The sequence below is a fragment of the Herbidospora galbida genome (genome assembly GCF_005233835.1).
Classification (GTDB): Bacteria; Actinomycetota; Actinomycetes; order Streptosporangiales; family Streptosporangiaceae; genus Herbidospora; species Herbidospora galbida.
In genome coordinates this window covers 152,721-176,861 of the sequence record NZ_SZQA01000014.1, presented here as the reverse complement: position 1 = coordinate 176,861, position 24,141 = coordinate 152,721, and the positions used below count along the sequence as shown (strand labels likewise).

The window sequence follows — 24,141 nt, the reverse complement described above, 5'->3', positions numbered from 1 at the left end:
CGGCGGCGGGTCGCCGCCGCCGAGGCCGCCTTCATCGGCGGCGCCCCCCTGCAGGCCCAGACCCTGCTCGACACCCTCGACCAGGACGCCCTCGACGACGTCACCCGGGGCCGCGCGCTGGTCGTCCGGGGCAGCGCGTCGTACTCACTCGGCCTGCCGGGCGCCTTCGGGTCCGCTCCGGCGGTCTTCATGGAGGCCGCCCGCGCGTTCGCCGGAGTCGCCCCCGAACTGGCGAGCGACGCGGTGCTGCGGGCCGCCGAACGCGCGGTGACCTCCGAGCACCTGACGACCGGCACCACCCTCACCGAGATCGCCAAGGCGGCCCGGGATCTGGGCACCACCGACCCGGTGCTGACCTCCTTCGCCGTCCTGGTCCTGGACGGCTACGAGGCGGCCGTCCCCCACCTGCGGCGCGCGGCGGAACGGGTGCTCGACCCCGCGACCTCCGACGACGAGGTCCTGCTCAAGGCCATCCTGACCACCACCCTGGTCATGATCCTCTGGGACGACGACACCCAGCGGGCCGTGCTGCGGCGGGCCGGCGAGGTGGCCCGCCGGACGGGCTCCCTGTTCAGCCTCGACGCCTCGCTGTACGCCTGCTCGATGCAGGAGACCATCCTGGGCGACCTCGACCGGGCCGACGCGCTGATCGTCCAGTGCCACCAGATCCGTTCGGCGATGGGCGCCAGCGAGGACCTGTGGGAGGTCTACCGCCACCCCGAGCTCCTGGCCCGGCGCGAGGTCGACCACCTGGAGACCCGGCTCGCCCGCACGATGGAGGCCTCGGCCGCGCTCGGAGTGGGCGCGATCGAGGCGCAGGGCCGCATCGGCCGGGCCCTGATCGCGCTGGGCCGGGGCGAGTACGCCCAGGCCGGCGCCCTGCTGCGGCCGCTCGTCGACGGCGACGGCATGGGCATGCACTCCCGCCTGCTGCCCGACCTGGTCGAGGCGGCGCTGCGCTCGGGCGACCGGACCCTGGCCGAGGAGACGCTGGCGACCCTGACCCGCCGCGCCACCGCCAGCGGTGCACCCCGCGCGCTGGGCGTGCTGGCCTACTCCGAGGCGCTGCTGACCCAGGGCGAACAGGCCGAACCGCTGTACCGGCGGGCGCTGGACCACCTCGACGGTCTCCACGCCCCCAGCGACCTGGGCCGCGCGCATCTGCTGTACGGCGAGTGGCTACGCCGCCGCAAACGCCGCCGCGACGCCCGCCTTCAGCTGCGCGCCGCGCTCACGATCTTCGAGCGGAACGGCCTGGTCGGCTTCGCCGCCCGCACCCGGATGGAACTCGCCGCCACCGGCGAACAGGCCGGCGCCCGCACCGGCGGCCACGGTTCCGACCTCACCCCGCACGAGCTGACGATCGCGACCCTCGCCAGGGGCGGCGCCACCAACCCCGAGATCGCCGCGCAGCTGTTCCTGTCGGCCAGCACGGTCGACTACCACCTGCGCAAGATCTTCCGCAAGCTCGGCGTGAGCTCCCGCCGCCAGCTCAAAGAGGCCCTCGACGCAGGGTCGAGACCACGCGTTCCCCCACAGCCGGCACCATCCGACACGCACAGAGAGCGGCTTACATGAGACCCGACACGATCGTCCTCGTCCACGGCTTCTGGGTCACCCCCCGCAGCTGGGAGCACTGGATCACCCACTACGAGGCCAAGGGCTTCCGCGTCCTGGCCCCCGGCTACCCCGGCTTCGAAGTCGAGGTCGAAGCCCTGCGCGCCGACCCGACCCCCATCGTCGACCTGCGCGTTCCCCAGATCGTCGAGAAGCTCGAAGGCATCCTCGACGGCCTGGACAGCAAGCCGATCATCATCGGTCACTCGGCGGGCGGCGCGTTCACCCAGATCCTGCTCGACCACGGCTACGGCGCGGCCGGCGTGGCGCTGAACTCCGCACCCACCGAAGGCGTGCGCGTGGTCCCGCTCAGCCAGGTCAAGTCGACCTTCCCCGTGCTGAAGAGCCCGGCCAACCACCACAAGGCCGTCCCCATCGAATACGACCAGTGGAAGTACGCCTTCACCAACACCTTCCCCGAAGAAGAGTCCCGCGCCCTGTACGAGCGCTACTCCATCCCGGTCTCGGGCCGCATCCTGTGGGACAGCGTCCTGGCCAACTTCCAGCCCGGCAAACAAGCCGTCGCCGTCGACTACCACAACGACGACCGCGCGCCCCTGCTGTTCGTCTCGGCCAGCGAAGACCACATCATGCCCCCCGCCATCCAGAACTCCAACGCCAAGCACTACAAGTCCAAGACCATCACCGAGATCAAGCACTACGAGGGCTACCCGCACCTCCTGCCCGCCGCCCCGGGCTGGCAGGCCATCGCCGACGAAGTCCTCGACTGGGCCCTCGACCACGCGAAGTGAGGCCGACGACGAAGGCCCGTCCGACTGGCGGGCCTTCCTGTGTTCGGCGGAGTCGGAGAGCTATCTCTCGGTCAGAACCGGGAAGCGGTCGCTCAACTCGGTGATCTCCAGCAGTCTGGCCATCTGCGGGGTGAGGCCGGCCAGCGCCAGGGTCACCCCCCGCGACCGGGCCCTGGCCTGCGCATGGAGCAGCGCGCCGAGTCCGCCGGCGCCGCAGAAGGTCACGGCGGACAGGTCGAGGATGAGCACCTCGACACTGTGGTCGAGAGCGCCGAGAATACGTCGGCGCAGGTCGGTGGTGGTGCTGACGTCGATGTCGCCCGACAGGTGAAGAATCGTGGGCGCCGTGGTTCCGGGCACGGTCATGACGGGACTTCCTCATGGGTCGTGATGGCGGCCGAATGCCCGGCTCGCGGTAACCGTCAAGGCCGCACAGAGAGTGACAGAGTCGTGGTTCGCCGGGGGCGACGCCGACCTGAATGCCAACGCTCGAAAAGTCCTCGGTGCCCTCACCATATCCCGGGACTTCCGGAATGAGGTGTTTCCGGAAGTCGAGATATGGGGTGGCGATCGGAAAGAACCGGTCTCGCTAGCCGGTGAGGACGAAGACCGCGCTGGCCAGGTAGAAACAACCGGCGATCGTGACGGCGACCCCCGCCACCACCGGCGTCCACTCCGACACGGCGGCGGCCGCCGAGCGTCCGCGCATACCGCGCGTGAGCAGGCCGTGGCCCCGGATCGTGACGACGCCCACCGCCGTCAGCGTGCACGCCATGCCGAACCCGAACGCGAGGACCAGCACGACCGCGTCGAGCGCCCGCCCGGTGAGCAGACCGCTGACCAGCACGATGAAGGCCGACGGCGACGGCAGCAGGCCCCCCGACAGGGCCAGCGCGATCAGCCCCTTGCGCGACCAAGGGTCGGTGGCCTCCTCGCCGTGTCCATGTCCATGTCCATGTCCATGTCCGTGTCCATGCCCGTGACCGTGTCCGTGTCCGTGCGCATGGCTGTGGACGTGCGCCCGTCGGCGGAGGTGCCGTACGGCGAGGTGGACGCCGACGCCGATGACCACGAGCGCGGCCACCACCTGCATCCACGCGGTGATGGACTCCGTCCCCAGCCCGGCGACGCCGGAGACGCCGACCCACAGCAGGGCCAGCACCAGCACGGAGAACGTGTGCATGATCGCGACGATGACGCCGAGGCGGACGGCGTCGCGGTAGCGGCCGTGGGTGCCGACCAGGTAAGCGGCGGTGACGCTCTTGCCGTGGCCGGGCGCGACGGCGTGCATCGCGCCGACGCCCAGGGCGATGGCCAGGGCCAGCCAGAAGGCCCCGCCGCCGTCGAAGAACGCGACGAACCGGCTGTCGATGCCGTTCAGGCCGTTCATGCCGCCACCCTCCGGCGCCGCGTCCGCAGCACGACCAGGCCGCCGACCCCGGCGACCACCACGAACGCCAGCCAGAGGGCGACGCCGACGACGCCGGCGGAGACGCCGGACGCGGAGAAGTCCAGATGCTGGGTCGGCGTCGTGGAGGTGAAGAGCATCTGCTCCCGTTCCACCGGCGGAGCGAAGACGAGCACCGTCCGGTAGTTGCGGTCGAGGTCGGTCAGGGCGCTCAGGGTGACGTCCAGGTCGTCGACCGGCCGGCCGCAGTCGTAGTCGAACTGCGCGCCGTGGTCGGTCACGCCCACCAGGGACGCCAGCCGGCCGGGGCACGGCCTGCCGTCCTGCGCGACGGTGATGGTCTTGAGCAGGTAGTCGCGGACCACGGGCGAGCGTTCCAGCTTCTCCTCGCCGGTGAGCTGGGGCGCCGGGTCCTTGAACGCGCCCTTGGCCGTGCCGAGGGCGAACCAGTCGTCGGGGCTCGCGCTGTAGTGGATCGCCACCTGTGTTCCGGTGGCGCTGATCCGCGCCGTCGGCGGTGCGCCGAAGGGGTGCGCGGAGGCGGGCCCGGCGAGGGCCGCCAAGACCGGCAGCACGGCTGCGAAGAGCAGCACGACCACCGGCGCGCGGCTGGGGATGTTCACGCGATCTCCTGCACGAAGCCCGGCTGAATCGAATCCGACTCGTGATCTTCAGGCTGAGTGTCGCGGCCCCGGAAGAGCGAGCGTTCACATTCAGCCAGGCGTCGTCAGCGGGAGTGCGACGAGAGGGCAACCAGTGAATGAACGTCCGATTTGCTTACGTCATGCGTACGGTGGGGCCGCCGGACGGTTCGGTCCAGCGGGTCAGCAGCTCCTCGTCGTGGGTGATGGCGAGCACTCCGGCGCCGGTCTCGCGGCGGTAGGCCTCAAGCCGGGCGACGAGGTGCGCCTGGGTGGAGGCGTCCAGCATGGTGGTCATCTCGTCGCAGATCACGTAACGGGGGCGCAGCGCGAGCGCGCGGGCGACGCAGGCGCGCTGGAGCTGCCCGTCGGAGACCTCGTGCGGGCGGCGGACCAGCAGTTCGGGGGTGAGCCCCACCTCGTCGGCCAGGTCCTCGACCGGGCGGCCGGTGGCGTGGAAGGGCTCTTCGGCGATCTCGCGCAGGGTGAGCCGGGGGTCGACGGCGAGCCGGGGCTGCTGGAAGATCAGCGCGACCCGGGTGCGCAGGTCGCGGGAGGCCCGGTGCCGCCAGCGGCGGACCTCGGTCCCGTCGACGGTGAGCCGGCCCGCGTCGGGCCGGCGCAGCAGGGCGAGCACCCGGGCCAGGGTCGACTTGCCGCAGCCGCTCGGCCCGGCCAGCCCCGTGACGACGCCGGGGGCCACGGTCAGGTCGGCGGCGCGCAGCACGCGCTGCCGGCCGTAGGCGACGGTGATGCCGTCAGCGCGCAACATGGTGCTCCAGAGGGTGGTGACAGGCCACCGGCCCAGGCTCGGGCAGGTGCGAGCAGGCGGCGGTCGATCGGTCGCAGCGCGGCCGGAACGCGCAGCCCGAGGGCAGGTCGGTGAGTTCCGGCGGCCGCCCGGGGATCGGGACGAAGCCACGAGACGGCAGGGCCTCCAGCAGCCCGGCCGCGTACGGGTGGCGCGGCCCGGCGAAGAACTCCTCCGCCGGGGCGAGCGACACCACACGGCCGGCGTACATGACCGCGATGTGGTCGGCGACCCGCTCGGCGGCGCGCAGGTCGTGCGTGATGAGGAGCACGGCGCGGCCGTCGTCGGCGAGCCGCCGCAGCTCGGTCATGGTGGCCTCGACGAGTGGGCGGTCGAGGCCGCTGGTCGGCTCGTCGGCGACGATCAGCCACGGGTCGCCGGCCAGGGCGATGGCGTTGACGACGCGCTGGGCCATGCCGCCCGACAGCTGGTGCGGATAGCGGTCGAGCTGCGCCGGGTCGAGACCGGCCCGCGCGGCCAGTTCGTCGGCGGAGGCCGGGTTGCCCAGCTCGCGCAGGGCCTCGGCGAGCTGGGCGCGAGCGGTGCGCACCGGGGTGAGGTGCGCGGCCGGGCTCTGCGGGACGAGGCCGATCCTCCGCCCGCGCACGGTGCGGGCGAGCACTTTTTCCGGCGCGGCGAGCAGGTCGAGGGGCGGCGCGCCTTCCGTCCGCAGCCAGGCCGACCCGGCCACGGTGGCGTTGGCGGGCAGCAGCCCCATCAGGGCGTGCGCCATCACCGACTTGCCGCAGCCCGACTCGCCGACCAGGGCCAGGCACTCGCCCCGGCGCACCTCGAAGCAGGCGTCGCTGACGGCGTGCACGGTCGCGCCGGGGAGCCGGAATCGTACAGAGAGATTCTGGACGGTCAGGGAGGAGGTCACAGCTGCAGCTCCGATCGCCGGCGCGGGTTGGCGCGGTCGCGCCAGTGTTGGACGAGCACCGAGATCGCCAGGGTGGGCAGCAGGATGAACAGGCCGGGGAAGAGCGAGGCCCACCAGTTGCCGGCGAGCAGCGACCGCGCCCCATCGTTGATCATGTTGCCGAGCGAGGCGAGGTGCGGGGGCAGGCCGAGGCCGAGGAAGCTGAGCGCGGTCTCGTGCCAGATGGCGTGCGGGACCATCAGCACCGACGCCAGCGCGATGTGCGGCAGCAGGTGCGGCAGGAAGTGCCGCCGCACGACGCGCAGCCGACCAGAACCGCCCGAGATCGCCGCGTCCACGAACGGCCGGGCGCGCAGCGTGAGCACCTCTGAACGGACGATCCGGGCCGCGGTCGTCCAGTGGGTGAGCCCGACCGAGGCCACGACGGCGGTGGGGCTGGGCGAGAACAGCGCCACGATGAAGATGCCGAACAGCAGGTGGGGTACGGAGTTGAAACCGTCCACGACCCGCATGATCACCCGGTCGGCGGCGCCGCCGAGCACGCCGGCGGCGAGCCCGGCCACGGCGCCGACGGTGACCGACACCAGGGCCGCGACCAGGCCGATGAGCAGCGAGACGCGTAGCCCGTAGATCACCCGGAGCAGGACGTCGCGCCCCACTTCATCGGTGCCGAACGGATGCGCGAGAGACGGCGCCCGGTTCGCCGAACGCAGGTCGACGAGCTGCTGGTCGAGCTGCGCCACGGCGGGCACCAGCAGCACGGCCAGTGCGAGCGCGACGAGAACGCCGGCCGCGATCCACGACGATCTCGTCATCAGCTCACCCCCAGCACCCGCACGCGCGGGTCGGCGATCACGTAGGCGCCGTCGGCGAGCAGGTTGCCGACCACCACCGCGAGCGTGGCCAGCAGGGTGAGCGCGGCGAGCAGCGGGAAGTCGGCGGCCAGCGCGGCCTGCACCGACGCCGACGCCACCCCCGGCCAGGAGAAGACGGTCTCCACCAAAATCGCGCCGGTGACCAGCTCGGGGATGCGCGCCCCGAGCAGGGTGACGAACGGCAGCAGCGCCGAGCGCAGCGCGTGCCGCACGATCACCGTGCGCTCCCGCAGACCACGGGCGCGGGCGCCGAGCACGAAGTCCTCCCGCAGAGTGGTGATCAGCGACTCGCGGACGAACAGCAGCAGCCACGACGACTGCGAGAACGCCAGCACCGCCACCGGCAGGATCATGTGGTGCAGCACGTCACCGGCCTCCAGCGTGGTGGCGGCCGGGTCGGTCAACCCGCCCGGCGGCAGCCACTGCAGCTTGACCGCGAAAACCCACATCACGATCAGCGCGGTCCAGAACACCGGGGCCGCCTCGTTGGCGTACGCGCTGCCGGTGATCGCCCGGTCGAGCCACGAGTCGTGCCGCCAAGCGGCCAGCGCGCCGACCGCGAGGCTGACGACCAGCATGAGCACCAGGGCGCAGCTCACGGCGAGCAGCGTCCAGCCGAGCCGCTCGCCGATCACCTCGGCGACCGGCCGGTGCATGCTGCGCGAGTCGCCGAGGTCGCCCTGCACCAGGTTGCCCAGCCAGGTCAGGTACTGCTCGGCGACCGGCCGGTCCAGGCCCCAGTTCGCCCGGATCTGCGCCATGACCTCGGGGCTGGTGACGACCGCGCGGTCGCCGAGGTACTGCCTGACGGGGTCGAACGGCGAGGCCTTGGCCAGCGCGAACATGCCCAGGGTGACGGCGAACAGCAGCGGCACGGTGAACGCCAGCCGCCAGAGCACCATCCGGGCGAGCGCACGGGTCACGAGGCCGGCTTCCACTCGGCGAGGTTGCGGAACAGGCCGCCGGTGTCGTGCGCGTGCGGTTCCACCGAGGGGGCGATCCCCGACCATTCGCCGCGCACCACGTACACGTGCTTGAGGTAGACGAGATAAGCCCAGGCGGCGTCGTCGCTGATGCGCTGCTGGAAGGCGTCGTAGGTCCGCTTGCGGACGACGGGGTCGGGCTCCTCGCGGCCCTCGTCCAGCAGCGCGTCGACCTCGGGCGCCTTGTAGTGGCCGGGGTTGAAGAAGCCCTGGCCGGCGAAGGCCGAGTGGAACAGCTCGTAGTTGGTGTAGTCAGGGTCGAACGGAGCGCCGTAGCCCATGACCAGCGCGTCCTTGCTCATGCGGGGCTCGATCGCGTCCCAGTCCAGACCGGCCAGCCGCACGTCGACGCCGATCTTCTTGACGTCGGAGGCGACGGCCAGGGCGAGGTCCTTGCGTAGCGCGTCACCGGCCGGATACATCAGCGTGAAGCTCGCGCGGGTGCCGTCCTTGGCCCGGACGCCGTCGTCGCCGACGTGCCAGCCCGCTTCGTCGAGCAGCCGGGTCGCCTGCGCCTGGTCGGGCGTGGCCGAACCGGCGACCGCCGGGTTGTGCCAGGTGGTGCCGGGCGCGATCGGCCCGAACGCCGGTTCGCCGGCCCCGGCCAGGATGGTGTCGACCATCGCCTGCCGGTCGAGGGCCAGGTTCACCGCCTTGCGAATCGCCAGGTCGCCGGTGACCGGCTGTCCGAACGGGAACATGACGCCCCGGTAGTCGGCGCTCTGCACCTTGTGGACGGTCAGGCCCTGCCGGTTCTCGAAGCGGGCGGCGGCCTTGGGTGGCAGCACGGTCGCGTCGAACTCGCCGGCCGCCATCCGGGTGGCGCGCACGTTGTCGTCTCCGGCGTACGCGACCACCAGCTGTCTGATCGCCGGCGCGCCTCCCCAGTACGACGGGTTGGCCTTGAGCACGAGCTTGTCGCCGGGCGTCCGGGACACGAAGGTGTAGGGCCCGGTGCCGACCGGTTCGGCGTCGAGCGCCCGGCCCACGGGCACGATGCCCAGCGTGGCGCGCTGCAGGATCGCCGCGTACGGGTACTTGAGGCGGAACACCACGGTCGCGGGGTCGGGCGCCTCCACCGACTCGATGGCCGCGAAGTCGCCGCGGATGCCGGAGTTGTTCTTCTCGTCCAGCACGGCCTTATAGGTGTGAACGACGTCCTCGCTGGTCAGTGGGGTTCCGTCGTGGAAAGTGACGTCCTTGCGCAGGGTGAAGGTGACCGTCGTGCCGTCGGTCTCGGGCAGCTTGTCGGCCAGCGCGGGCCTGAGCGAGAGGTCGGCGTCGCGGCCGAGCAGCCCGTCGAACAGCAGCGAGCCGCCGTCGGGGGCGTAGCCGAGAACCGGGTTGAGGGTGTCCGGCTCCGAGCTGATCCCGAGCACGAACGTGTCGTCGGGGGAGCTCGGAGTCGCCGTCGGCGCGGAGCAGCCGGTGAGAGCTAACGCAGAAATCAGGACGAGAGGGGCGAATCTGGCGCGAAAGGGCGTCATGGCAGCGAAGGTAAAGCGATCATCTGGTTATTGCAACTTATTCGCAAGTACAGCAGATGACAAAAAGGGGTCAGCGGACGCGGCGCCCCGTCTCGGCGCAGGAGTAGCCGCCCAGCGCCTCGACCTCGGCGCGGAAGCCGGGCCGGTCGAGGAGCTCCCACAGCGGGGCGAGCAGTTCGTCGGTCAGCGCGCCGGCGCGCACCACCAGGTCGTAGGGCTCCTGCGCCACCGGGACGAAGTCGAGCCCGAAGGCGCGGGCGGCGGCCAGGATGCCCATGCCCGCGTCGGCGCGGCCGGCGGCCACGGCGGCGGCCACGGCCAGGTGGGTGTGCTCCTCGCGGGCGTAGCCGGGCACCTCGCCCGGGTCGATGCCGAGGCGGGCGAGTTCGTGGTCGAGCAGCGCCCGCGTGCCGGCGCCGCGCTGACGGTTCACGTAGCGCAGGCCGGGCCGGGTCAGGTCTTTGATGCCGTCGAGGTCGAGCGGATTGCCCGGCGCGACGATCAGCCCCTGGTCGCGGTGGACCAGCCTGATCACCGCGACGTCGGCGTCGGCGCCGAGCAGCCGGTCGACATAGGGCAGCGTGTAGTCGCCGGTGGACGGGTCGAGCAGGTGTGACCCGGCCACGTGGCACAGGCCGTCGCGCAGTGCCACCAGGCCGCCCAGCGAGCCGACGTTGGACGACGCCAGGGTGATCAGCGGGTCGGCCGCGCGCAGCGCGGAGGCGGCCAGGTCGAGCACCAGGTCGTGGGAGCCGATCGCGACGATGGTCCGGCCGATCTCCGACAGGCCGCGCAGCAGTTCGACCCGGACCTGCTCCCCGGCGTGGTGACCCTCGATGCCCGAGGGCACGACGAGCAGCCCGTCGGCCCGGACCAGCGAGGTCAGCACGCCCGCGCCCCGGGGCAGCGGGGTGGCGACGAGCCGGTCTTCCACCCGCCCCAGGCGCACCCTGACCCAGTCGTCCATGCCGATCGCGGAGGGCAGCTTCCTGGCCAGATGGGCCGTGGTCGACGGGCGTTCGCGCGGCGCGGCGCCCTCGAGCTCGGCGAGCAGCGGAGCCGCGAAGATGTCGAACGTCAGCGCCGCCGACACCGGGTAGCCGGGCACGCCGATCACGGGCGTCGCCTCGACCGCGCCCAGGACGACCGGATGGCCGGGACGCACCGCGACCCCGTGGACGGCGACGACGCCCGCCCCGGCGACCACGCGGGCGGTGTAGTCGTCACGCCCGGCGCTGGAGCCCGCGATGAGCAGGACCAGATCGGCCTCGCGGGTGGCCTCCCTCAGCACGGCGGTGATGGTCTCGGGGTCGTCGGGGACGATCTCGGTGACCCGGGCCTCGCAGCCCGCCTCCCGGGCCTGCGCGGCGAGCATCATCGAGTTGGTGTCGAGGATGTCACCGGGCGCGAGCTCCGCGCCGATCGGGCGGATCTCGTCGCCGGTCGGCACGATCACCACGCGCGGCGCGCGGCGCACGCCGAGCTCGACGGCTCCGGCCGCGGCGCACGCGGCGACGTCGACGGGGCGCAGCCGATGGCCCTCGGGGAGCAGCAGCTCGCCCGCGCTGATGTCCTCGCCGATGGACCTGACGTGCTGGTAGGGCGGGACGGCCGCCCGCAGCTCCGCCTCTCCGGCGGCGGTGCGGTGGACGTGCTCGCGCATCACCACGGCGTCGTAGCCGTCGGGCAGCGGGTCGCCGGTGTCGACGACGGCGAAGTCGGCGGCGGCGAGGAACACCGGGCCGGTCTCGGACGCGCCGACGGTGTCGGCCGCGCGGACCGCGATGCCGTCCATGGCGGCGGAGTCGAACGCGGGTGAGGACCGCAGCGCCCACACCGGCTCGGCCGTCACCCGGCCCACGGCGGCGGCGACCGGCACCCGGACCACGCCGACCCGGGCGGGACAGCCTGCCGCGGCGCGCGTCTCGCGCCAGACGGACAGGGCCTGCGCCGAAGGGACGTCGGAGACGAAGGGGCTTTCCGGGCTCATCGGTACAGGACTACCTCTACCTCGGTGCCCGCGTCGAGGCCGGTGGCCGGCTCGGGCACGATCACGTATCCGTCGGCCCGAGTCAACACCGACAGCAGCGCCGACGGGCCGAAGATCGGCTCCGCCACGCCGTCGCGGACGACGACCTGGACCACGTCGAGCCGACCGGCCGCCGACGCCAGGTCACGCGACAGCCGCGCCCGGACGCCGGGCTGCGGCGGCGGCGTCTCGCAGCCCCCGACCCGCCACAGCAGCGGTACGCCGACCTGCCCGAACACCACCAACGCCGACAGCGGATTGCCCGGGAGCCCGATGACGGGGATCCCGCCGCACTCGGCCAGCAGGGTGGGCTTTCCGGGCTTGATGGCGATCCCGTGGCACCAGACGTCGCCGAGGGCGGCCACCGCGCCGGCCGTCTCGTCGCGCGCCCCGACCGACGACCCCGCCGACACGATCACCAGGTCGGCGTCGGCCAGCAGCTCGGCCAGCCGCTCCTTGAGCGCGCCCGGTTCGTCGGGGACGATCCCGGCGATCACCGGCTCGCCCCCTGCGTCGGCGACCAGCCCGGCCAGCGCCGAGGCGGTGGCGTCGCGCACCTGCCCGGCGGTGAGCGCCACGGTCTCGGGCGGCACCACCTCGTCGCCGGTGGAGACGATCGCCACCCGGGGCCGCCGGTGCACGGCGACCGTCGTCACCCCAGCGGCGGCGAGAAAGCCCAGGTCGGGAGCGCGCAGCGGCCGCCCGGCGGGCGCCAGGACCCCGCCCGCCGTCACGTCTTCGTCGGCCCGCACGATGCCGCCCCCCGGCGCGACGGGCCGGGTGACCTCGATCGTGCCCGGCATCGTCTCGGCGGTGTATTCGACCATGACCACCGCGTCGGCGCCGTCGGGGATCACCCCGCCGGTCGGCATCGCGACGCACCCGCCCGGCCGGACCGCCACGGTGGGCGCGGCGCCCATCCGGACCGCCCCGATCAGGTCGAGGTAGGACGGCAGCCCGTCGGAGGCGCCGTAGGTGTCGGCCGCCCGGACCGCGAAGCCGTCGACCGTCGAGCGGGCGAAGCCGGGCAGGGCTGCGGGCGCCGTGATGTCGGCGGCGGGCACCCGGTGCAGCGCCTCGGACAGCGGCACCCGCTCCACCGGCGTGCGGCGGGCGGGCCGGAAACCGGCCCGTACCTCGGCGAGGGTACGAGCGGTGAAGAACTCCTTGCCGCTCAACGGTCTGGCTGCTCCTCTGACCCCTCGGGCCGGGGCTGCAGACGGGCCGCCGCGCCGCCCTTGTTGAGCCCGAGCACCGACACGACCGGCCCCAGCGCCACCTGGCCGAGCCCGCAGATCGACGTCTTGCGCATGGTCTCCTCCAGTTGGAGGATCCGGCCCCGCTGCGCCTCGTCGAGCGTGGACGATCCGGCGTCGAGGGTGCCGCGCAGCAGGTCGTGGGCCTTGGTGGAACCGACCCGGCAGGGCACGCACTTGCCGCACGACTCGTTGCGGAAGAAGCGCAGCACGTTGGTCGAGGCGGCCAGCAGGTCGGTGCCCTCGGCGAGCACCACCATCGCGCCGGAGCCCAGCATAGTGCCCGCCTCGGCGAGGGTGCCGAAGTCGAGCGCCAGGTCGAGCTTGTCGGGCCCGATGAAGTTGGAGGACGCGCCGCCCGGCTGTACCGCGCCCACCTCGGCCCCGCCGAGCACGCCGCCGGCGAGGTCGATCAGCGCCCGCACCGAGGTGCCCATCGGCACGCAGTAGACGCCGGGGTTCTCGACGTGGCCGGAGACGGCGAAGAACTTCCAGCCGACCGACTCGCCCTCGCCCTGCTCTGCCCACCAGTCGGCGCCGCGCTGCAGGATCACCGGCACGTCGGCGAAGGTCTCCACCGAGTTGATCAGAGTGGGCCGGCCGTGCAGGCCGTAGTTGCCGGGGAAGGGCGGCTTGTTGCGCGGCTCGCCCCGGTGGCCCTCCATGCATTCGAGCAGCGCCGTCTCCTCGCCGAGGATGTAGCCCCCGGGCGAGACGAAGATGTCGAGGTCGAGGCGGCGGCCGCTGCCGCACGCGTTCTCGCCGATGACGCCCGCCGCGCGCAGCGCCTCGATCTCGGCGTGGAGCACGCGCTCTTCCGGGCCGTATTCGTGCCTGATGAAGATCCAGCCCTGCTCGGCCCCGACCACGGCCATGCCGAGCAGGAGGCCCTCGATCACCAGGTGGGGCTGGTCGGTCAGGATCTGACGGTCTTTGAAGGTGCCCGGCTCCGACTCGTCGGCGTTGCAGATCACGTATTTGACGCCGCCCGGCTCGGCGGCGCGGACCAGCCCCCACTTCCGGCCCGTGGGGAAGCCGGCGCCGCCCATGCCACGCAGCCCGGAGGCCTCCAGCGTGGCCACGACGCTCTCGGCGCTCACCTCACCCGACAGCAGGGCGCGCAGGCTCGCGTATCGACCCGGCACGCCGGAACCCGCCGGGTAGGGGTCGTTGGGCCAGGGCTCGGCGCGGCCCGTCACGGCGGCCTCGCCGAGTTCCGCGTCGCGTGCGGCCGACACGAGCGCGTCGACGTCGGCGACCGGCGCCGGGACCTCGTTGACGGCCAGCGCCGGGGCGCTGTCGCAGCGGCCCAGGCACGAGACCTCGGTGAGCTCGATCTCGGTGTCGTCGCCGTAGCGGGCCCGCACCTCGGCGATCCGGTCGTCGGCCGACCGCAGCCAGCACGACAGGTCGTGGCAGACGTTGACGGCCACCTTGGCGGGCGGGGTGGTGCGGAAGTGGGGATAGAACGAGATCAGGCCCTCGATCTCGTAGAGCGGCCGCCGCATCGTGCGGCCCAGCTCCTCGAGCTCCTCGCGCGGCAGCCACCCCAGCCGCGCCTGGATCGCGTTCAGCGCCGGGATCAGCGACGGCCCGGGGAACTTGCCGGCCCGCGCCTCGACCCCGGGCACCCGGGGACGGTTCACCTCGAAACTCAGGGTCATTTCGCCGCCTCGACCTGGATCGCGCAGAACTTGAACTCGGGGATCTTGCCGTGGGGGTCGATCTCGTCGATCGTCAGCAGGTTGGCCGCCGCCTCCCGGAAGTGGAACGGGATGAAGCAGTTGCCGAGCTGCTCACGGTGGGAGATGCGCACCTGCAGCTCGATGACGCCGCGCCGCGACCGGACGCGGGCCATCTGGCCGTGGGCCAGCCCCCGGTCGGCGGCGTCCTTCGGGTGCATGTACACCTCGGCGATCGGCGAGATCGTGTCGAGCGCGAACGACCGTCGCGTCATCGACCCGGTGTGCCAGTGTTCGAGCAGCCGGCCGGTGTTGAGCACCAGCGGGTAGTCGGCGTCGGGCAGCTCCTTGGCCGGGAGCCACTGCGCCGGGACGAGATGGGCGAGGCCGTCGTCGGTGTTGAACCGCTCGTCGAACAGGACCACCGTGCCGTCGGAGTGCTCGGGGTCGGCGTTGGGGTAGAGCTTCCCGGTCAGCCCCAGGTTGTCGTGGCGCAGGTTCCGGTAGGACGGCATGAGCGCCACCATCTCGTCGAACACCTCGCTCGGCGAGGCGTAGGACCAGTCGAGGCCGATCCGCCGGGCGATGTCCTGGACGATCTCCCAGTCGACGCGGGCCTGCCCCGGCGGGTCCATCACCTTGCGGCCGAGCTGCACGCGCCGGTCGGTGTTGGTGTAGCTGCCGTCTTTCTCGAGGTAGGACGAGGCCGGCAGGATGACGTCGGCGAACTCGGCGGTCTCGGTCATGAAGATGTCCTGGACGACCAGGAACTCCAGCTGCGACAGCGCCTTGCGCACCTTGTTGGTGTTGGGGTCGGACAGGAACGGGTTCTCGCCGAGCATGTACATGCCGCGCACGCCGCCGGGCTTCAGCACCGACCCGATGATCTCGGTGACGGTCAGGCCCCGGTTGGGGTCGAGCTGGACGCCCCAGGCCTCCTCGAACCGCCGGCGGGTGGCGTCGAGGTCGACCCCCTGGTAGTCGGGATAGAACATCGGGATCAGCCCGGCGTCGGAGGCGCCCTGGACGTTGTTCTGGCCGCGCAGCGGGTGGAGGCCGGTTCCGGGGCGGCCGACGTTGCCGGTGATGGAGCACATCGCGATCAGGCAGCGGGCGTTGTCGGTGCCGGTGGTGTGCTGGGAGATGCCCATGCCCCAGTAGATGACCCCGGCCTCGGCCTCGCCCCACACGCGGGCGACCTGCCGGATCAGGTCGGCGTCGACGCCGGTGATCTGCGCGCCACGCTCCGGCGGGTAGTCGTTGACGGTGCGGACCAGTTCCTCGAAGTTCGACACCCGGGCCTTGATGAACTCGAGGTCGATCAGGCCGAGCCGGATCACCTCGTGCATGACCGAGTTGTAGAACGCCACGTCGGTGCCGGGCTTGACCTGGCAGTGGTAGTCGGCGTGCTCGGACACGGTGCTGGCGCGCGGGTCGACGTAGATGATCTTCGTGCCGCGGCGGCGGGCCTGCTTGAAGAAGGAACTGGCGACGGGGTGGTTCGCCGTCGGGTTCGACCCCGTGATGATCACGACGTCGGCGTTGGCGACGTCGCCGTAGGTGGTCGAGACCGCGCCGGAGCCGACGCCCTCGAACAGCGCGGCCACCGAGGAGGCGTGGCAGAGCCGGGTGCAGTGGTCGATGTTGTTGGTGCCGAACCCGGCCCGGATCAGCTTCTGGAAGAGGTAGGCCTCCTCGTTGGAGCACTTCGCGGAGCCGAACCCCGCGATCGCGCCGGGGCCCTGCTCGGCGTGGATCTCCATCAGCCGCCGGGCGACGAGGTCGAGCGCCTCTTCCCAGGTGGCCTCGCGGAAGTGCGGCAGCACCTCGTCGTAGTCGACCAGGCCGCCGGGCTTGCGCCGGCCGTCTTTGCCGTTCTTGCTCAGCTTCCCGCCGCGCCGGCCGCGCTCGCGGTCGCCGTCGCCGCGTACGTCGGCCGAGAGCGGGCCCTTCGGGTAGGACGAGTCGACCCGGATCAGGGGCACCGTCAGGCGCTGCGGCGAGGCCGCGTAGTCCCAGCCGTAGCGGCCCTTGACGCACAGGCGGCCCTTCGAGCCGGGCTGGTCGCGGCCCTCGGCGAAGGCGATCGCGCCGCGCGACCGGTCGACGTAGTAGGTGAGCGCGCACCCGACGCCGCAGTAGGGACAGACGCTGTCGACCGCGTCGAGCTCCTCGCGGGGGCGGATCGGCACGTCGTTGATCGCCTTGTTGGTCAGGGCGCCGGTGGGACAGGCCTGCACGCACTCGCCGCAGGTCACGCACGAGCTGGCGCCCATCGGGTCGTTGAGGTCGAAGGCGATCTTCGTCGAGTAGCCCTTGCCCGACCGGCCGATGACGTCGTTGCCCTGGATGTCGTCGCAGGCCCGGACGCAGCGGTCGCAGAGGATGCACGCGTCGTGGTCGACGGCGATCACCGGGTTGGACAGGTCGAGGCCCCGGCCCGAGCCGCACGGCAGGTCGGTCGTCTCCTTGGCGACGTCGAACCGGTCGGCGAGGTCGAGGAGCAGGTTGTCGCCGGTGGTCGTCTGCTTCGGGTCTTCGGCCCGCGGCGGCTGGTCGGAGATCAGCAGCTCGGTCAGGACGGCCCGGCTGCGCTCCAGTTCGGGGGTGCTGGTCTTGACCTGCATGCCGTCGTCGCAGGGACGCACGCACGCGGCGGCGAAGGCCCGCCCGCCGGTGTCGACCACGCACATGCGGCACACCCCGACGGGGTCGAAGCGCTCGTCGTGGCAGAGCACGGGGATGTCGATGTCGAGTCGCTTCGCGGCATCGTAGATGGTGGTGCCCTCAGGCACGGTCACGGCGCGGCCGTCGATCTCGACGGACACGGTCCGTACGGACGTCGCCGGCTCCTCGAGCATCGTCATCGCAACCTCACCGGTCGAGCGAGTGGTGGCATACAGAATACGGCATACAATTTGTGCGCCGCAATTGTCCTGTTGTGGAACTGTCAGGGTACGCCTGCCCTACACGTCCAGTAGCAGGTCAGGGTGGGCGGTCACGACCCGCCCCTCCTCGTCCAGACCGCGCGCCGCGTAGTAGCCGGCGATCATCGACCGCAGGCGGTCGGCGTCCAGGGCGGCACGACGGCCCGAGCCGAGCTCCAGGGGCGTCTCCAGCATCCGGGCGGGCAGCGTGTCGTCGGCGGCCGTGGCCCCCTCGCGCAGGTTGAAGGCGCGCTTGGCCAGCACGATCCGCCGCGCGGTCTCCCGCAGCTCGGCCGCGTCGACCGGCCATCCGGTGACCAGCGCGAGCAGCGCGGCCCACTCCGTGAAGGGCTCGTCGAAGACGCCGCGCAGGAACTTGCAGAGGATCATCGAGTCCATGACGGCGGCGCGGTCTTCGGTCTCGACCGCGGCGGCGACGTGGGCCGAGCCGCCCGCCAGCCGGTCGAGCTCGCCCGACAGGTCGGCCTCGTAGGCGCCGGACCGGTTGTGGTCGGCGCCCCTGGCGTTCACCGCGAGGCCGAGCGCCATCGTCTGCAGGCTGCGCGGCTCGTACCCGGGCAATTCCAGGCCCTTGACCTGCGGCGCGAAGTCGATCGAACCGTGCCCGACCACGGCGGCGGCCCGCCGCGAGCCCTGCGCGAGCAGGTCGCCGAGGCCGGGCGACCGCGTCCCGATCGCGTCGAGGGCGCGGAGCAGCGCCGCGCCGTCGCCGAACCGCAGCCACGGCTCGTCGAGCAGGCCGCGTTCGACGCACTCCATCGCCCAGGCGATGGTGCCGCCCGCCGAGATCGTGTCGATGCCCAGCTCGTCGCAGCGGGCGCTGGCGGCGAACACCTCGTCGGGGTCGGACACGCCGCAGAGGGGACCGAGCGCGAAGACGTTCTCGTACTCCATCCGCTGGCTGCCGCCGCCCTTGCGCGAGTAGATGTGCTCGCAGCCGATGGAGCATGACGCGCAGCTGTTGCGGGCCACCCCGCGCAGCTCGTGAAGTTCCTCGGCGGCCAGCCGGGGCGCGCCCTCGAAGGTCGCGGCGGTGAAGTTGCGGGTGGGCAGGGTGCTGACGGCGTTGAAGGCCAGCAGGTTGGCCAGCGTGCCGAGCTCCCGGTATTTCGCCGTGGCGGGGCCGAAGCTGCGCCGGCGCAGGTCACGGGCGGCGGCCAGGACGCCGGGCTGGTCGGCAACCGCCACCTTGGTCGCCGCCCTGACCAGCACGGCCTTGATGTTCTTCGCGCCCATCGTCGCGCCCAGGCCGCCCCGCCCGGCGTGCCGGCCGTCGTGGCTGATGGTCGCGTAGCGCACCAGGCGCTCCCCCGCCGGGCCGATGGCCGCGGTCCGCCAGTTGCGGCCGAACCTGGCCCGCGCGGCGGTCTCCGCCTCGGCCGCGGTCAGCCCGGCCAGCTCGGGCGCCGGTTCGAGCCGGACGCCGTCGCCGTCGATCAGCAGCACCGAGAGCTCGTCGGCCCGCCCTCGGATCACGAGCGCGTCGTGCCCGGTCAGCTTGCCCGCGATGGCGAACTGGCTGGACGCCAGAGCGTCGGTCAGCAGCCCGGTCAACGGCGACTTGGCCACGACGGCGAACTTCGCGCTGGTCGTCAGCGGGGTGCCGACCAGCGAGGAGAAGACGAAGGCCAGCGGCGCCTCGGGCGCGAGGGGGTCGACGCCGGCGGGCGCCAGCCGGTGGAGCAGCCAGGTGCCGAGCCCCACCCCGCCCAGATAGGACCGCAGCACCCGCTCGTCGAGTTCGTACGGAGCGCAGACGGCCTCCCGGCCCGTGACGTCCACGAGCAGGGCCCGTCCGAAGAATCCACCAGGCGCCATGGCACTCACCCTCCGGCATCCGCTGACAGGAAGGCGACGGTGTCGCCCGCCACCAGGGGCAGCCGCTCGTCGCGGGTCACCTGGTCGCCGTTGAGCGCGGCCACCACGTGTCGGCTCAGGGTCAGCCCGACCGCGCTCGCGGCGGCTCCGAGGGTCGCGGCCCGGACGGTGTGCGGCCGGTGGCTGCCGTTGCGCGCCAGCGCGCCGAAGCACTCGACCACGATCTCGGGCTCCGGCCGATCACGGGCCACCGCGTAGTCGTCGGGGGAGTTGACGTTCACCACCGACTCCAGCTCCGGATCGCGCCGGGACAGTTCGGCGTCGGCCAGCAGCCGCTCGTCGTCGAGCTGGGCGACCTCGCAGTGCTTGAAGAGCATCCCGGGACGCAGGTCGCCCTCGGCGAGCAGGTCTCTGACCAGCCCGGCCAGCGCGGTGCGGTAGCCGGCGGCCAGCGGCTGCCGGAACCCCCGGGCCACCGGGAGCGCGACGTCGGTCCCTTCGGGCAGGGCCCGCAGGACGCGGCGGACGAAAGCCGGATGGAGGAACGGCATGTCGGTGGAGCAGACGAAGGCCGTCTCGGCCCGGTCGGCCACCGCCGCGAGCCCCACGGCCAGCCCCTGCATCGGCCCCAGCCCCTCGACGGGATCCTCGACGACCGACACGTTCGAGGGCAGCGGCGGAAGCTCCTGCCCGGGCGCGGCCACCACGACGACCGGCCCGTCCACCGTCCGGGCGAGGATGGCGGCGGCCCGGTAGAGCAGGGTCGAGCCGTGCCACTCCAGCCAGGCTTTGGGCTGTCCCATTCGAGTCGAACGTCCGCCCGCAAGCACGATGCCCGCAGTTGTCCCCATGTCCGCATGCTAGGTCACGTCGTGCCGAGGGACTCCTGGTAGATCTCCGCATAGGTGCGCGAGTCTTTGATCAGGTCGTCGCAGAAGGCCGCGACGTCGTCTCCGATGAGCTCCAGAACGCCCTTGCCCGCCGCGGCGCCCTCTTCGAAGAAGTCGGCGATCCCGGAGAGCAGCGTCCCTTCGTGCAGCTCGACCGGTCCGACCTTGAAGAAGTAGCGCTGCATCTCCTTGTAGACGATCTGGTAGTCGGGCGGCAGCGCCTTGATCCGCGTCAGGTGCGCCCGCCACTGCCTCTTGCCTTCGATGATGTCCTGGATGCCCACGTCAGCCTCCCAGCCGGCCCAGTTTTCTCGCCACGTTCCTGTTCAGCTGCGCCCGCCACCGGTCGCGGAAGGTCCGGGCCCCTTCTCCGCCGGCCAGCGCCGCGCAGAAGCCCGGGATGTCGTCGCCCAGCACCTCGTGGATGGTCCTTCCGTCGGCCGCCGTCTCTTCGAGCAGCCCCAGGGCGCCGTCGAGGATCGGCATCAAATTCCGGCCGGTGAAGTTGCCATAGATGAAGAGATGGCCCTTGATCTGCTCCCACGCCGCCCGGTAGTCGGGCGGCAGCTTCTCGGCGCGGGCCTCGAACGCCTTCCAGTCTCTGGTCATATCGTTGCCCGTCATGGCGTCCCAGAGGTTCATCTCCCGCCTTCCCTGAGCTTCTCGATCCGCGAGGTGACGTACTCCCATTTCGCCCAGAAGGTCGCGAGCTCTGCGCGTCCGGCCTCGTTGAGCGCGTAGAACTTGCGGGGCGGGCCCAGCCCGGACGGCCGTTTCGTCACCTGGACGAGCCCGTTCTTCTCCAGCCGCAGCAAGATGGTGTAGACCGTCCCCTCGACGACGTCGGCGAAGCCGAGGTCGTTCAGCCGTCGGGTGATGGCGTAGCCGTAGGTCTCCTCGCTGCCGATGATCTCCAGCACGCAGCCTTCGAGCGTGCCTTTCATCATCTCCGTCAGATCGTCCATTCGAGGACCCTCCTCAGTACTCGGTACTACCGAGTACCACTACACGGTAGCACGTAGTAGTGGGGCCGCCCAGTGTTGGGCCGTGGTTCGGTTCGGCGCGACCGCGATGTCACCCGGCGGGCACGCCGGATGCGGACGATCACGGGCATGCGAAGGCTTCTCGCGCTGGTACTCGCCGTCCTGGCCACCTCCATGACCGTCCACCCCGCCCACGCCGCCGCCGACGGGACGCTGACGGTCACGTCGGCGTCCGTACCGGCCGGCTCCGACATCCGGTTCGGTTACGCCACGTCCAGGCCGAACGCCACCAACTGGGTCGGCCTCTACAGCGACCCGGGCAACGGGCCCGTGAACCAGACCTACGTCGGACCGTCCACCAAGTGGGTGTACGCCACCTCCGCCGACGGCACCGGCACGCTGCCGACGGCGGGGCTGGCCCCCGGGAACTACAAGCTGTTCTTCCTGTACAAGGACGGCTACACCTGGCTCGCCCAGCCCGTCGCGCTGCGGATCACCGGCAACGGGACGCCGCGCTTCCCCGCCTCGGCGTTCACGCTGCGCAACGCCAAGGTCGGCAGCGCCTACTCGGCGACGGTCGGCGGGCTCGTCCAGGGCGACACCACCGGCCTGACCTTCACCAAGACCTCCGGTCCCGCCTGGGCGTCGGTGTCCTCCTCGGGCGCGGTGACCGGCACGCCGACCTCGGCCGGCGACGCCGTCGTGGGGATCAGGGCCACCACCGCCTCCGGTACGGCCGGCGCGACGGTGACGATCCGCGTCCAGTCGGGCGCGCTGGTGCCGCAGTTCAGAGCGCTCAGCTGGAACCTGTGGCACGGCGGCACTCAAGTCGCGAACGGCCTGGAGAAGCAGCTGAAGTTCCTGCTCGAACGCGACGTCGACGTCGTCGGGATCCAGGAGAACGAGGGCTCCGCCGCCCAGGCCCTGGCCTCGGCCCTCGGCTGGTCGTACTTCCAGAACTCCGACGTCGCGGTGCTCAGCCGCTACCCGATCACCGGCACCACGCCCACCGTCGCGGGCAGCGCCGTCGCCGCCAAGATCGACCTGGGTGCCCGCTCCCTCCGCCTCTGGAGCGCCCACCTGGGCTACACCCCTTACGGCCCGTACGACGCCTGCTTCGGCCGGATGAGCGTCCAGCAGCTCCTCAACCGCGAGTCCAGCTCGGGGCGTACCGGCCAGATCAACGCCGTCATCACCGCCATGTCCGCCGACCTCGCGGCCTCGGCGACCACCCCGGTGCTCCTGACCGGCGACTTCAACGCCCCCTCCCACCTCGACTGGACGCCGGCGACCTCCCGCTGCGGCTACGGCTCCGTCCCGTGGCCCACCTCCACTGCCCCGGCCGGCGCGGGCCTCGTCGACTCCTACCGCCAGGCCAACCCGAACCCGTCGACCCACCCGGGCAACACCTGGTCACCGGTCTTCAAGACCTTCACCGGCGGCTACGGCTACAACTCCCGCACCGGCGAGCCGGAACCCCAGGACCGCATCGACTTCATCCACTACAAGGGCCCGCTCACCGTCGTCTCGTCGGAAGCGCTGTGGGAGGGCACGCCCTCGCAGAGCAACCCCTCGGCGAACGCCTGGACCTCCGACCACGCCGCGGTGCTCACCGTTTTCCGAATGAATTGATGCGGCCTTTCCGATTTCGTTCAGTACTCATCCAGTTCGCATCCCTACATTGAGGACACCCGAGCCTCAAGGAGCGCTGGATGCCAACGCGTGTGAACAGGCAGACCGTCGATCTGACCGCGTATCCCGACCTCATGGTCCTGTACTTGGGAATGCGGGTGAATCACCTGTACGGGATCCGGACCTTCTTCAGCTTCGGCCGGAAGATCCAGGAATCTGTCGCGGGCAAACCCGACGGTCTGCTGTTGCACGAGCCCGTCTACTATTCCTTTTTCCCGCTGAACATGGGAATGCGGCAATACTGGCGGGATCTGCCGTCCCTGCTCGCCTTCGCCCGGTCCGAACCGCATCGGCAGTGGTGGCTGGACTTCCTGCGCGACTCGGGCGGCACCGGTTTCTGGCACGAGACCTATTCGGCCAGGGGCGGCATGGAGGCCGTCTACGACGACGTCCCCAAGCCGCTCGGGTTCGGGCGGTTCGCGGGCGTCCAGCGGGCGCGTGGCCCGATGTTCGGCTCCGCGTCCCGCCTGGGCCGCTCCGACGACGGCGCCCCGGTCCTGAGCGAGACGGACCTCTACGAGTCCTGACCACCGGTCATCGGCGGTCCTCCTCCGAGGTGACGACGGCGACCGGGCAGTGCGCCCGGTGGAGCAGGCCGTGGCCGACCGACCCGAGGGCGAGCGAGGCGATCGCGCCCCGGCCGCGCGAGCCGACGACCACGAGATCGGCGGCCCGCGACTCCTCCGACAGCAGGAAGACGGGATGGCCGCACAGGGCCAGGCGTTCGACCGGGACGTGCGGATACTTGGCCGTCCAGGGAGCCAGCTGCTGCCAGACGGAGGCGACGCACTCGTCGAACATCTGCTGGATCGGCGCGCCGTAGACCACGGCGTGCGCCGCGAACGACGGCGGTTCCCAGGCGTACACGAGCTTGAGGCGGGCGTCGCGCCGGTCGGCCTCGGCGAAGGCGAATTCCAGCGCCGTCTCCGCTTCGTGGCTCCCGTCGTATCCGACGACGAGTTCTCCGTAGGTGTGCCGGGCGGGCTTGCGTACGACGACGACCGGCACGGGCGTGTGCCCCACCATCGACAGGCCGACCGAGCCGAGGATCAGCCCGGCGAACCCGCCCTTGCCCCGGCTGCCGATGACGATCTCCACGGCGTCGCCCGCCGCCTCTCTCAGCCGTTCGGCGGGCGGCCCGACGGCCAGCTTCGTACTGATCTGGAGGTCCGGGGCGCACTCCCAGGCCCGTTGCTGCGCCGCGGCGAGGATGTCCTGGTGGTACCTGTCCTGCATCGCGTTCAGTTCACCCTGGAGGACGGCCGCCGGCCGCACGTGCACGATCCGCAGGGCGGCGCGTCTGCGTGCCGCGTCCTTGGCCGCGTATTCCACGGCCGCGAGCGCGGGAGCCGATCCGTCGACCCCCACGACGATGATCGAAATCATGGT

The 24,141-nt window shown here is 71.9% G+C and carries 22 protein-coding genes; 4 read left to right on the top strand and 18 right to left on the bottom strand.

Going from position 1 to position 24,141, the window contains the following annotated elements; translation table 11 throughout:
• A partial coding sequence (locus tag FDA94_RS39935) for a helix-turn-helix transcriptional regulator (RefSeq protein ID WP_246059972.1) occupies positions 1-1,578 on the top strand: 1,578 nt, incomplete at its 5' end.
• Positions 1,575-2,369 carry an alpha/beta hydrolase gene (locus FDA94_RS16825; protein WP_137248000.1) on the top strand — a complete coding sequence of 265 codons (795 nt, stop codon included), beginning with the start codon at positions 1,575-1,577 and terminating at the stop codon, positions 2,367-2,369. The genes FDA94_RS39935 and FDA94_RS16825, both read left to right, overlap by 4 nt.
• Before the next feature lie 60 nt (positions 2,370-2,429).
• On the opposite strand, the gene FDA94_RS16820 is transcribed toward FDA94_RS16825, so the two are convergent.
• From FDA94_RS16820 to FDA94_RS16740, 17 genes are all read right to left on the bottom strand, one after another.
• Entirely contained in the window at positions 2,430-2,735 is a 306-nt protein-coding gene (locus tag FDA94_RS16820; RefSeq protein ID WP_137247999.1) for an STAS domain-containing protein, read from the bottom strand.
• Positions 2,736-2,958: 223 nt separating this feature from the next.
• Positions 2,959-3,759, bottom strand: a complete 801-nt coding sequence (locus tag FDA94_RS16815; protein WP_137247998.1) for a nickel/cobalt transporter — start codon at positions 3,757-3,759, stop codon at positions 2,959-2,961.
• Positions 3,756-4,400, bottom strand: coding sequence for a hypothetical protein (locus FDA94_RS16810; RefSeq protein WP_137247997.1), 645 nt, complete (start codon positions 4,398-4,400; stop codon positions 3,756-3,758). Before FDA94_RS16810 ends, FDA94_RS16815 begins: the two co-directional genes overlap by 4 nt.
• Positions 4,401-4,554: 154 nt before the next feature.
• A complete protein-coding gene (locus tag FDA94_RS16805) occupies positions 4,555-5,190 on the bottom strand; it encodes an ABC transporter ATP-binding protein (RefSeq protein ID WP_137247996.1) in 636 nt (211 codons plus the stop codon).
• The gene (locus FDA94_RS16800; protein WP_246059971.1) at positions 5,177-6,109 is read right to left on the bottom strand and encodes an ABC transporter ATP-binding protein; all 933 of its coding nucleotides are present in this window, start codon (positions 6,107-6,109) and stop codon (positions 5,177-5,179) included. Before FDA94_RS16800 ends, FDA94_RS16805 begins: the two co-directional genes overlap by 14 nt.
• Positions 6,106-6,924: an ABC transporter permease gene (locus FDA94_RS16795; protein ID WP_137247994.1), complete on the bottom strand. Its 819-nt coding sequence runs from the start codon at positions 6,922-6,924 to the stop codon at positions 6,106-6,108. Before FDA94_RS16795 ends, FDA94_RS16800 begins: the two co-directional genes overlap by 4 nt.
• Entirely contained in the window at positions 6,924-7,907 is a 984-nt protein-coding gene (locus tag FDA94_RS16790; RefSeq protein ID WP_246059970.1) for an ABC transporter permease, read from the bottom strand. Before FDA94_RS16790 ends, FDA94_RS16795 begins: the two co-directional genes overlap by 1 nt.
• Positions 7,904-9,454, bottom strand: a complete 1,551-nt coding sequence (locus FDA94_RS16785) for an ABC transporter substrate-binding protein (protein WP_137247992.1) — start codon at positions 9,452-9,454, stop codon at positions 7,904-7,906. The genes FDA94_RS16790 and FDA94_RS16785 overlap by 4 nt, the downstream gene beginning before the upstream one ends.
• A gap of 70 nt (positions 9,455-9,524) precedes the next feature.
• Positions 9,525-11,444 carry a molybdopterin biosynthesis protein gene (locus tag FDA94_RS16780; RefSeq protein ID WP_137247991.1) on the bottom strand — a complete coding sequence of 640 codons (1,920 nt, stop codon included), beginning with the start codon at positions 11,442-11,444 and terminating at the stop codon, positions 9,525-9,527.
• On the bottom strand, positions 11,441-12,661 hold the full coding sequence (locus FDA94_RS16775) for a molybdopterin molybdotransferase MoeA (RefSeq protein WP_137247990.1): 1,221 nt from the start codon (positions 12,659-12,661) through the stop codon (positions 11,441-11,443). Before FDA94_RS16775 ends, FDA94_RS16780 begins: the two co-directional genes overlap by 4 nt.
• Positions 12,658-14,403 carry an NAD(P)H-dependent oxidoreductase subunit E gene (locus tag FDA94_RS16770; RefSeq protein ID WP_137247989.1) on the bottom strand — a complete coding sequence of 582 codons (1,746 nt, stop codon included), beginning with the start codon at positions 14,401-14,403 and terminating at the stop codon, positions 12,658-12,660. Before FDA94_RS16770 ends, FDA94_RS16775 begins: the two co-directional genes overlap by 4 nt.
• Complete coding sequence (gene fdhF, locus FDA94_RS16765; protein WP_212735363.1) at positions 14,400-17,288, bottom strand: formate dehydrogenase subunit alpha; 2,889 nt, start codon at positions 17,286-17,288, stop codon at positions 14,400-14,402. The genes FDA94_RS16770 and fdhF overlap by 4 nt, the downstream gene beginning before the upstream one ends.
• A 99-nt stretch (positions 17,289-17,387) precedes the next feature.
• Complete coding sequence (locus FDA94_RS16760) at positions 17,388-19,187, bottom strand: aldehyde ferredoxin oxidoreductase family protein (protein ID WP_137247988.1); 1,800 nt, start codon at positions 19,185-19,187, stop codon at positions 17,388-17,390.
• A 5-nt stretch (positions 19,188-19,192) separates the two neighbouring features.
• Complete coding sequence (locus FDA94_RS16755; protein ID WP_137247987.1) at positions 19,193-20,038, bottom strand: NTP transferase domain-containing protein; 846 nt, start codon at positions 20,036-20,038, stop codon at positions 19,193-19,195.
• Positions 20,039-20,052: 14 nt separating this feature from the next.
• Positions 20,053-20,361: a DUF1048 domain-containing protein gene (locus FDA94_RS16750; RefSeq protein ID WP_137247986.1), complete on the bottom strand. Its 309-nt coding sequence runs from the start codon at positions 20,359-20,361 to the stop codon at positions 20,053-20,055.
• Position 20,362: 1 nt separating this feature from the next.
• A complete protein-coding gene (locus FDA94_RS16745; protein ID WP_137247985.1) occupies positions 20,363-20,719 on the bottom strand; it encodes a DUF1048 domain-containing protein in 357 nt (118 codons plus the stop codon).
• The gene (locus tag FDA94_RS16740; RefSeq protein ID WP_137247984.1) at positions 20,716-21,042 is read right to left on the bottom strand and encodes a PadR family transcriptional regulator; all 327 of its coding nucleotides are present in this window, start codon (positions 21,040-21,042) and stop codon (positions 20,716-20,718) included. The genes FDA94_RS16745 and FDA94_RS16740 overlap by 4 nt, the downstream gene beginning before the upstream one ends.
• A 147-nt stretch (positions 21,043-21,189) precedes the next feature.
• Here FDA94_RS16740 and FDA94_RS16735 point away from each other — a divergent pair, with 147 nt between their 5' ends.
• Complete coding sequence (locus tag FDA94_RS16735; protein WP_170990983.1) at positions 21,190-22,692, top strand: endonuclease/exonuclease/phosphatase family protein; 1,503 nt, start codon at positions 21,190-21,192, stop codon at positions 22,690-22,692.
• Positions 22,693-22,772: 80 nt separating this feature from the next.
• Positions 22,773-23,279 (top strand): monooxygenase family protein, encoded by a 507-nt coding sequence (locus tag FDA94_RS16730; RefSeq protein ID WP_137247982.1) that lies wholly within the window; start codon positions 22,773-22,775, stop codon positions 23,277-23,279.
• Between the two features lie 7 nt (positions 23,280-23,286).
• Here FDA94_RS16730 and FDA94_RS16725 read toward each other — a convergent pair whose 3' ends face one another.
• On the bottom strand, positions 23,287-24,138 hold the full coding sequence (locus FDA94_RS16725) for a universal stress protein (RefSeq protein WP_137247981.1): 852 nt from the start codon (positions 24,136-24,138) through the stop codon (positions 23,287-23,289).
• Positions 24,139-24,141 lie beyond the last annotated feature (3 nt).

Coding starts and splice junctions, on each gene's coding strand:
- FDA94_RS16825 (WP_137248000.1), top strand. CDS start 1,575: ATGAGACCCGACACGATCGTCCTCGTCCACGGCTTCTGGGTCACCCCC.
- fdhF (WP_212735363.1), bottom strand. CDS start 17,288: ATGACGATGCTCGAGGAGCCGGCGACGTCCGTACGGACCGTGTCCGTC.
- FDA94_RS16770 (WP_137247989.1), bottom strand. CDS start 14,403: ATGACCCTGAGTTTCGAGGTGAACCGTCCCCGGGTGCCCGGGGTCGAG.
- FDA94_RS16755 (WP_137247987.1), bottom strand. CDS start 20,038: ATGGGGACAACTGCGGGCATCGTGCTTGCGGGCGGACGTTCGACTCGA.
- FDA94_RS16745 (WP_137247985.1), bottom strand. CDS start 20,719: ATGAACCTCTGGGACGCCATGACGGGCAACGATATGACCAGAGACTGG.
- FDA94_RS16740 (WP_137247984.1), bottom strand. CDS start 21,042: ATGGACGATCTGACGGAGATGATGAAAGGCACGCTCGAAGGCTGCGTG.
- FDA94_RS16785 (WP_137247992.1), bottom strand. CDS start 9,454: ATGACGCCCTTTCGCGCCAGATTCGCCCCTCTCGTCCTGATTTCTGCG.
- FDA94_RS16820 (WP_137247999.1), bottom strand. CDS start 2,735: ATGACCGTGCCCGGAACCACGGCGCCCACGATTCTTCACCTGTCGGGC.
- FDA94_RS16795 (WP_137247994.1), bottom strand. CDS start 6,924: ATGACGAGATCGTCGTGGATCGCGGCCGGCGTTCTCGTCGCGCTCGCA.
- FDA94_RS16815 (WP_137247998.1), bottom strand. CDS start 3,759: ATGAACGGCCTGAACGGCATCGACAGCCGGTTCGTCGCGTTCTTCGAC.
- FDA94_RS16725 (WP_137247981.1), bottom strand. CDS start 24,138: ATGATTTCGATCATCGTCGTGGGGGTCGACGGATCGGCTCCCGCGCTC.
- FDA94_RS16780 (WP_137247991.1), bottom strand. CDS start 11,444: ATGAGCCCGGAAAGCCCCTTCGTCTCCGACGTCCCTTCGGCGCAGGCC.
- FDA94_RS16805 (WP_137247996.1), bottom strand. CDS start 5,190: ATGTTGCGCGCTGACGGCATCACCGTCGCCTACGGCCGGCAGCGCGTG.
- FDA94_RS16730 (WP_137247982.1), top strand. CDS start 22,773: ATGCCAACGCGTGTGAACAGGCAGACCGTCGATCTGACCGCGTATCCC.
- FDA94_RS16735 (WP_170990983.1), top strand. CDS start 21,190: ATGCGAAGGCTTCTCGCGCTGGTACTCGCCGTCCTGGCCACCTCCATG.
- FDA94_RS16760 (WP_137247988.1), bottom strand. CDS start 19,187: ATGGCGCCTGGTGGATTCTTCGGACGGGCCCTGCTCGTGGACGTCACG.